8 protein-coding genes are annotated in these 7,666 nt (G+C 77.1%); 2 read left to right on the top strand and 6 right to left on the bottom strand.

Features of this window, described 5'->3' with window-relative positions:
• Positions 1–1,336, bottom strand: a 1,336-nt coding sequence (locus tag SJ20_RS02845; RefSeq protein WP_044658886.1) for a methyltransferase, incomplete at its 3' end; no start/stop codon positions are given.
• The gene (locus tag SJ20_RS02840) at positions 1,333–2,262 is read right to left on the bottom strand and encodes a rhodanese-related sulfurtransferase (RefSeq protein WP_044658885.1); all 930 of its coding nucleotides are present in this window, start codon (positions 2,260–2,262) and stop codon (positions 1,333–1,335) included. The genes SJ20_RS02845 and SJ20_RS02840, both read right to left, overlap by 4 nt.
• Before the next feature lie 93 nt (positions 2,263–2,355).
• On the opposite strand from SJ20_RS02840, the gene SJ20_RS02835 reads away from it, so the two are divergent.
• Both SJ20_RS02835 and SJ20_RS02830 read left to right on the top strand, forming a co-directional pair.
• On the top strand, positions 2,356–3,129 hold the full coding sequence (locus tag SJ20_RS02835) for a GNAT family N-acetyltransferase (protein WP_020626505.1): 774 nt from the start codon (positions 2,356–2,358) through the stop codon (positions 3,127–3,129).
• On the top strand, positions 3,126–5,726 hold the full coding sequence (locus SJ20_RS02830) for a DEAD/DEAH box helicase (protein WP_044658884.1): 2,601 nt from the start codon (positions 3,126–3,128) through the stop codon (positions 5,724–5,726). The genes SJ20_RS02835 and SJ20_RS02830 overlap by 4 nt, the downstream gene beginning before the upstream one ends.
• Here the strand turns inward: SJ20_RS02830 and SJ20_RS02825 are convergent.
• From SJ20_RS02825 to SJ20_RS02810, 4 genes are all read right to left on the bottom strand, one after another.
• Positions 5,642–6,085, bottom strand: coding sequence for an Rv3654c family TadE-like protein (locus tag SJ20_RS02825; RefSeq protein ID WP_044658883.1), 444 nt, complete (start codon positions 6,083–6,085; stop codon positions 5,642–5,644). The two genes, SJ20_RS02830 and SJ20_RS02825, sit on opposite strands and share 85 nt — an antisense overlap.
• A complete protein-coding gene (locus SJ20_RS02820; protein WP_044658882.1) occupies positions 6,082–6,534 on the bottom strand; it encodes a TadE family type IV pilus minor pilin in 453 nt (150 codons plus the stop codon). Before SJ20_RS02820 ends, SJ20_RS02825 begins: the two co-directional genes overlap by 4 nt.
• Positions 6,527–6,760 carry a DUF4244 domain-containing protein gene (locus SJ20_RS02815; protein WP_044658881.1) on the bottom strand — a complete coding sequence of 78 codons (234 nt, stop codon included), beginning with the start codon at positions 6,758–6,760 and terminating at the stop codon, positions 6,527–6,529. Before SJ20_RS02815 ends, SJ20_RS02820 begins: the two co-directional genes overlap by 8 nt.
• Positions 6,761–6,936: 176 nt before the next feature.
• On the bottom strand, positions 6,937–7,666 hold a 730-nt coding region (locus SJ20_RS02810; RefSeq protein ID WP_165577052.1), incomplete at its 5' end, for a type II secretion system F family protein.

The following is a 7,666-nucleotide window of genomic DNA, read 5'->3' as shown; positions in this document are numbered from 1 at the left end:
CGAGCCGGTCCCGGCGGGCGACGGCGGCGGCCCACGCGGCGCCGAGGGCCTCGTCCACGGGCTGGGTCAGCTCCTCGGCGACCACCCACCCCCGGCCCTGGGAGCCGTCCGCGGCGGGCCGACGCAGCCACACGTGTCCGAAGCCGACCCCGGCCACGCCGCGGGCGTCGAAGTCCTCCAGGTACCCGCGGTAGGCGGCCTCATAGGCGGGCGGGTCGAGCTCGAGCGAGGAGTCCTGCAGCCACGTCTCCGCGTAGCCCGCGGGGTCCTGCCGGTCGCGCTGGAGCAACCAGGCCTGCATCCCCGGCGCCACCCACGAACGCGGGCGCGCGTTCCACGGTGCGGTGTCGGCGTCGGTGGTGTCCCCCGCCGGGATCTCCCAGTTGGCGAGCAGCTGCGCGGTGCCGCCCTCGGCGAGCACGTCCGGCAGGGCCGCGATCAGCTCCGCGACGATCCGGTCGCCCTCGCGGCCGCCGTCGCGGTAGGTCAGCACGGGCGCGTCCGGGTCCGTGCGCGGGGTGATCACGAACGGCGGGTTCGAGACCACGAGGTCGAACCGCTCCCCCGCCACCGGCGCCAGCAGATCGCCGGCCGCCAGCCGGACCCGGTCCTCGAGCCGCTCCCGGTCGAGGCCGAGCACGTCCGCGTTGAGCAGCAGGTTGAACCGGGTGAAGGCGAGGGCGCGCTCGGAGAGGTCCGTGGCGGTCACGTGGTCGGCGTGGGCGAGCAGGTGCAGGGTCTGGATCCCGCAGCCCACCCCCACGTCCAGGGCGCGGGCCACGGGACGGCGCTGCGTGGCGCCGGCGAGCGTGAGGGAGGCCCGACCGATGCCGAGCACGTGCTCGGGAGGCAGCGGGCCGCGCCGCTGCAGGGCCGTCAGGTCCGAGGCGATCCACATCCGGCCCGGCTCGTCCGCGTCGTACGGCGAGAGGTCCACCGCGCCGCGCACGCGCCCGTCCGGCCCCTCGACGATGAGCCCGGCCGCCACGGCCCCGGCCAGACCGAGGCTGGGCAGCGCGGCGTCGAGGTCGGCGGCGGGGACGGGGTCGCCGAGCAGCCAGGCCCCGACGGCGGCGGCGAGGCCCCGCGTGCCGTGCCGGTCGCCGGGGCCGGCTGCGTCGTCGTGCCGGCCGGGGCCCGCCAGGTGACCGGCGACGACGCGGCGGGCGGCCTCGGCGTGCTCGCGGTCCAGGGCGAGCGTGGCCACGGGTCCGAGCAGCCCCTCGACGGCGGCGGTCGTGAACGGCAGGGCCGCCAGGTCCGCGGCGAGGGCCACGGCCGTGGCCGGGGTCAGCCGCGGGGCGGGGGGCGACGGGGGTGTCGGGACGGGACTCATGCCTCGGTCCTCTCGGCGGGGTGGGGGTGGTGGACGCAGACGGGGCAGCGGCGCTCGGGGTCGTCGACGGCGCAGGCCGCACAGCGGACCTCGAGCGTGGTGCAGGCCGGGTCGGCGCAGTTGCGCAGCGCCGAGGTCGGGGCCTCGCACGTGACGCACCGGCCGATGGTCTCGGCGTCGGCGGTGAAGCGGGTGGACAGGCGTCGGTCGAACACGGCCAGCTCGCCCCGCCACAGTCCGGCGTCGCCGCGGGCCTCGCCGTAGCGGACGATGCCGCCGTCGAGCTGGTAGACCTCAGCGAAGCCGCGGTCCTTGAGCAGGGCGGAGAGGACCTCGCAGCGCACGCCGCCCGTGCAGTAGGTGATCAGTGGCGCGTCCTTGAGGTGGTCCAGGGCCCCGGAGTCGACGGCGGCGAGCAGGTCGCGGGTGGTGTGCGCGTCCGGGACCACGGCCCCGTCGAAGCGGCCGATGGCCGCCTCCACCGTGTTGCGGCCGTCGAGGAAGCGCACGGGGTTCGCGCTGCCGGCGCGCTCGGCGACGAGCGCGTCCACCTGAGCGGGGGTGAGCCGCTCCCCCGTGCCGACGACCCCGTCCGCGTCCACGGTGACGCGCTCGGGGGCCCCGAACGCGACGAGCTCGGGCTTGAGCTTGACGGAGAGGCGGGGGAAGTCCGCCGCCGAGCCGTCCGACCACTTCACCTCGAGGTCCCGGAACGCCGGATGCTCCCGCGTGCCGCGCACGTAGCGCTTGACCGCGTCGACCGGCCCGCCGACGGTCCCGTTGATCCCCTGCGGCGACACGATGATCCGGCCGGTCAGGCCGAGGGACGCGGCGAGCGTGCGCTGCCACAGCCGCACCGCCTCGGGGTCGGCGAGCGGGGTGAACCGGTAGTACAGCGTGATGCGGGAGAGGGCGGCGGTGCTCATCGAGGTCCAGGCTAGTGCGCGACCCCGGACGTGACGGCCGTGAGGGACGGGCGGGGCCTGGCCCGCACCGGCCTCACGCCTTACCCTTCAGACATGACTGAGCATCTGGATCCGGCACTGGTCGACATCTGGTTCGCGGCCTGGTCGCGATCGCGCGGCTACCGCACGAGCCAGGAGGCGGGGCGACGCGCGGCCCTGCGCACCCCCCGCCCCGCCCACATGATCCCCGGCGGCTCCGGTCGCGCCACGGTGGACGTGCCGGCCACGTGGGAGCACGTGGTGGTGAACCCCTCCCGCGCGGAGCTGGAGGACCTGCGCGAGGCGGTGCGGGACCAGGAGCAGATCCTGCTCACCGTGTTCGGCGACGCCGGCGAGGACCCCAAGGCCATGGGTCTGAAGGCCCAGGCCGAGCCGGAGCGCTTCATGACCATGGACATGGACCCCGAGCTGCAGGACGTGGAGCCCCCGCTGCTGCCCGAGGGCTATGAGGCCCGCGTGGACCAGCCGATGGAGGGCAGCCGTCGCCTGCGCATCCTGGCCGTCGGCGCCTCGACCGCGCCCGAGGGCGAGGAGGAGCTCGCCGCCCTCGGCTGGGTCACCGAGGAGGACGGCACCGCCGTCTACGACCGGATCTGGACGTCCCCGAACCACCGTCGCCGCGGCCTCGGCTCCCTCGTGATGCGCTACCTCACCTCCGAGGTCATGAGCGAGGGTGAGATCAGCCGCGGCCTGCTCGTCGCCTCCCCGGACGGCCAGAAGCTGTACCGCCACCTGGCCTGGACCGACCTCGGCCCCGTGTCCATCTGGGGTCGCGGCCTGGCCGAGGACAACCCCACCGCCGAGCACACCGGCACCATGGGGGCGTGACCGGCCACCTGCCGGAGCACGATCCCTGGGCGGATCCCGCGGGCGGCTGGGGGCCGCCCGGCACGGCGGACGCCGCGCCGCCCGTCGACGACGCCGCCCCGGACTCCTCCGGACCGGAGCCGCAGCCCGTCGGTGAGGTGGTGGCCGACGTCGTGGCCGGGCTGTCCGTCACGGCACCCGGCGACCTGCGCCCGGACACCCCGGCGGGGGCCGGACTCCGTGCGGCGCTGGGTCGGACCGGGTTGCCCGAGCAGATCCGCCACGTCACCGAGCTGCCCGCACGGCAGGCCCGGCACACGGACTGGCCCGCGGACGCTCCGGAGGGCCTGGTCAGGGCGTTCGCGGCGCGCGGCGTCGAGCGGCCGTGGCTGCACCAGGTGCGGGCCGCGGCCCTGGCCGGCGCGGGGACGCACACCGTGCTCGCCACGGGCACGGCGTCGGGCAAGTCGTTGGGCTACCAGCTGGCGGTCGGCACCCGGTTGGCCGCCGACCCCCGGGCCACCGCGCTCTACCTCGCCCCCACCAAGGCCCTCGCGGCGGACCAGCTGACCTCCTGGCGGGCCCTCGAGCGGGACGGCGCCCCGGGGCTGCGCTCGGCCCCCTACGACGGCGACACCGCACCGCAGGACCGGGTCTGGGCCCGCGAGCACGCCAGCGTGCTCATGACCAACCCGGACATGCTCCACGTGGGGATCCTGCCGCACCACGAGCGGTGGGCCGCGTTCTTCCGGAACCTGGCGTTCGTGGTGGTGGACGAGTCGCACACGTACCGGGGCGTCTTCGGCTCGCAGGTGGGCATCCTGCTGCGCCGGCTGCGGCGCATCGCCGCCCACTACCGCGGGGACCGGCCGGAGACCGTGTTCATCGGGGCGTCGGCGACGTCGGCGGACCCGGCCGGGCACTTCGCCCGACTGATCGGGGCGCCGGCCACGGCCGTCACCGAGGATGCGTCCCCGCACGGGGCGGTCACCGTGGCGTTCTGGGAGCCGGAGCTGACGGACCGTCGGGGCGAGAACGGCGCGCCCGTCCGGCGCTCGGCGATGGCCGCCGCCGCCGACCTGGTCACGGACCTGGCCCTGCAGCAGGTCCGCACGCTGGCGTTCATCCGCTCGCGGCGCGGGGCCGAGGCCATCGCGAGCGCGGCCAAGCGGCAGCTCGAGGAGGTCGAGCCGGGGCTCGGCACCCGGATCGCGGCCTACCGCTCGGGCTACCTGCCCGAGGAGCGGCGGGAGCTGGAGGCGGACCTGCGCTCGGGTCGGCTGCTGGGCATGGCCTCGACGCCGGCGCTGGAGATGGGCATCGACGTCGCGGGGCTGGACGCGGTGGTGGTGGCCGGCTGGCCGGGCACCCGCGCGTCGTTCTTCCAGCAGATCGGCCGCGCCGGGCGCGGCGGCCAGGACGCGCTCGCGTTCTTCGTGGCCTCGGACGACCCCCTGGACACCTTCGTGGTGGACCACCCGGAGGCCGTGTTCGACCTGGGCGTGGAGGACACCGTGGTGGACCCGGAGAACCCGCACCTGCTCGGCCCGCAGCTGTGCGCGGCCGCCGCCGAGCTGCCGATCACGCCCGAGGCGTTCGGCTGGTTCGGGGAGCCGGAGCGGGTGCGCGCCCTGCTGGACGTGCTGGTCGAGCAGGGGCTGCTGCGCCGTCGGCCGGCCGGCTGGTTCTGGACGCACCCCGAGCACGCCGCCGGCATGGTCTCCCTGCGGGACGACGGCGGCGGGCCCATGGACATCATCGACGCCGAGTCCGGTGCCCTGCTGGGCACGATGGACTCGCCCCAGACCCACTACCAGGCGCATCCCGGCGCGGTGTACGTGCACCAGGACCGCACGTACCTCGTGGAGGAGCTGGACGAGGACGCGCACGCGGTGGTCGTCACGCGCGCCTGGCCGGACTTCACCACGCAGGCCCGGGACGTCACGGAGATCGAGATCGTGGCGGTGCACCGCCGCCTGGACGCGCGCGCGGGCACCCTGCGCTGGTGCCTCGGGGACGTGCAGGTCCGCACCCAGGTGGTGTCCTTCCAGCGCAAGGCCCTGGTCTCCGGGGAGGTGCTCGGCGAGGAGCCCCTCGACCTGCCGGCACGGGACCTGTTCACCTCCGCGGTGTGGTTCCAGGCAGCCTCGGACGAGCTCATCGCCGCGGGACTGACCACGGATCGCCTGCCCGGCGCCCTGCACGCGGCCGAGCACGCGATGATCGGCATGATGCCGCTCGTCGCCTCGAACGACCGCTGGGACATCGGCGGCGTCTCGATGGTCCTGCATCCGGACACCGGCTCCCCCGCCGTGTTCGTCTACGACGGCCGGCCCGGCGGGGCGGGCTTCGCCGAGCGCGGCTTCGAGCAGGCGCGGCGCTGGGTCGAGGCGACGGCGGGGGCCATCGCGGCGTGCGAGTGCGCGGAGGGCTGCCCGTCCTGTGTGCAGTCCCCCAAGTGCGGCAATCGCAACAGCCCACTGGACAAGGCCGGCGCGCTGACCGTCCTGCGGTTCCTGATGGACCACGCCGATCACCTCGTCCCGGCGGACGCCTCGACCGACGGCTCGGGCGGCGCCTCCTCCGGCGGGGCCACGGACGCGGCGCCCGGGGCCTGAGACCGCGGCGGGCCCGCGACGGCGTCGGCCGTGGCCGCCGGCAGCGGGGCGCGGGCGAGCTCGACCGCGACGCGCACGGTCCCGTCCTCGCGCACCTCGCACGCCACGACGGCGGCCCCGTTGCGTGCGGCGGTCCGCCCGGCCAGCGCGCACGGCTCATGGTCGGAGAGCCCGCGCCGGGCGTCGGAGGCGGCGAGCGCCGCCAGGTCGGCGGCCCCGGCCGCCCGGGCGCCGGTGACCGAGGCCTGCCCCAGCGCCGCGACCGCCAGCAGCAGCCCCGCCCCCAGGGCGGCCGTGCCCAGGACGGACACGGTGCCCGAGCCTCGTTCGCCCCGCGCGGGCGCCCTCCCGCGGGTCATGACCGGTCCTCCGGCGAAGCGGCGGGCGTTCCGGGCCGCTGGTCGGGGGCGGCGGCGTGCGCGGTGAGGGTGAGCACCTCGGCCCAGGCGAGCGGCCCGGGGCCGGGCTGGACGACCTCGACGGTCACCCACCCGCCCTCGACGGTGTGCGAGAGCGAGGCATCGTCGCCGGCCATGCGCGCCACCGCGTCCCGGGCCGCCGCCTCGTCGTCGCCCCGGGCGAGGATGCGGGCGGCCGACGCCGCCGCGTCCTGACCCCGCACCTGCTGCACCGCGGCGGCGCCGGCCAGCAGGACGGATACGAGCACGAATGCGATCACGGGCAGCAGCACCGCGTACTCGGCGGTGACGGCCCCGGTCTCGCCGCCCCGGAGCGCCCGGGGCCGCCCCGCCGTCCGGGCGCCCGGGCGGCGCGCGGACGGCGGGGCGGAGGCCGGGTGCTCAGTCACGCTGGAGCGCCCCGGTGACGAGGTCCACGAGCAGCGACTGCACGTCCGGGCTGGTGAGCACGACGGCCAGCACGCCCGCGAAGCCCACGGCGGCGAGCGTGAGGATGCCGTACTCGGCCGTGATCGCGCCGGTCTCCTCGCCCGCGGCGTCGACGACGCGGGCGAGGCGGTCGCGGTCGCTGGGGCGGGTGACGGCGGGCTGGGCGGTGTGGGAGCGGTGGGTCATGGTGGTCCTCCTGGAGTGGGCCCCGCGGTGCGGGGCGGTGGTGACGGCCCGGCCGGGCCGCTGGTCCCAGGCTGGCCCGCTCCGGGGCCCGCGCGCCGGGGGCGATGCGGATCCGGGGATGGGCCGGGGCGATCGGGGCCCTGTGCAGGACCGGACGCCCTGGCGTCGCCACGGCCTCAGCCCGGTCCCGCCCCGAGCAGGGCCATGACGACGGGCACCACGCCCCAGCACACGAAGGCGGGCAGCAGGCACAGCCCCAGCGGCATCACCAGGCGCACGGCGAGCTCCTCGGCCGCCCGTTCGTCGGCCCGCCGGGTCTGCTGACGGACGGCAGCGGCGGTCTCGGCCAGCGTGCGGGCGCCGGCCATCCCGGACCGGTGCAGCGGTCGCAGTCGGGCGGCGGTCTCGGTCCACACCGGGTCCGTGTCGAGGCCCGCCCACGCCTCGTCCCAGTCCCGGCCCCAGAGCAGCAGCGCCGCCGTGGCGCGCAGGTCGCGGGCGCCCGGCAGGGTCCGGCCGAGGTCGTCCAGCGCGGCGGGCAGGGATCGGCCGGCGCTGAGCAGCGCCGCCAGCACGTCCAGCACGACGGCGGCGCCCACGGCCGCCGGCTCGCGCGCGGCCGAACGCAGCAGCAGGCGCGTCCAGGACCGCCCGGCCAGCCAGAACAGCAGCCCCACCGCGGCGACCACGGCGCCGAAGGGCGAGCGGACCAGGTCCCACGGGGAGGTGCCGAGCAGCCACGCGAGGCCGAGGCCGCCCAGGGGCAGCCACTGCAGCAGTCGGGACGTCGCGCCCGGCCCCGCCGCGGCTGAGCGGCGGGCCCGGGCCGCGTCCACGTCCGCCTCGAGGCTGTGGGCCAGCCGCCGGGCCACGGCTGCGGGGGCCGCGCCCGCCCGGGCCCCGGCC

This window comes from Micrococcus sp. MS-ASIII-49, assembly GCF_000946635.1.
Taxonomy (GTDB): domain Bacteria; phylum Actinomycetota; class Actinomycetes; order Actinomycetales; family Micrococcaceae; genus Micrococcus; species Micrococcus luteus.
Note: the sequence above shows the minus strand (reverse complement) of the source record. Positions and strands in the feature narration are given on the sequence as shown.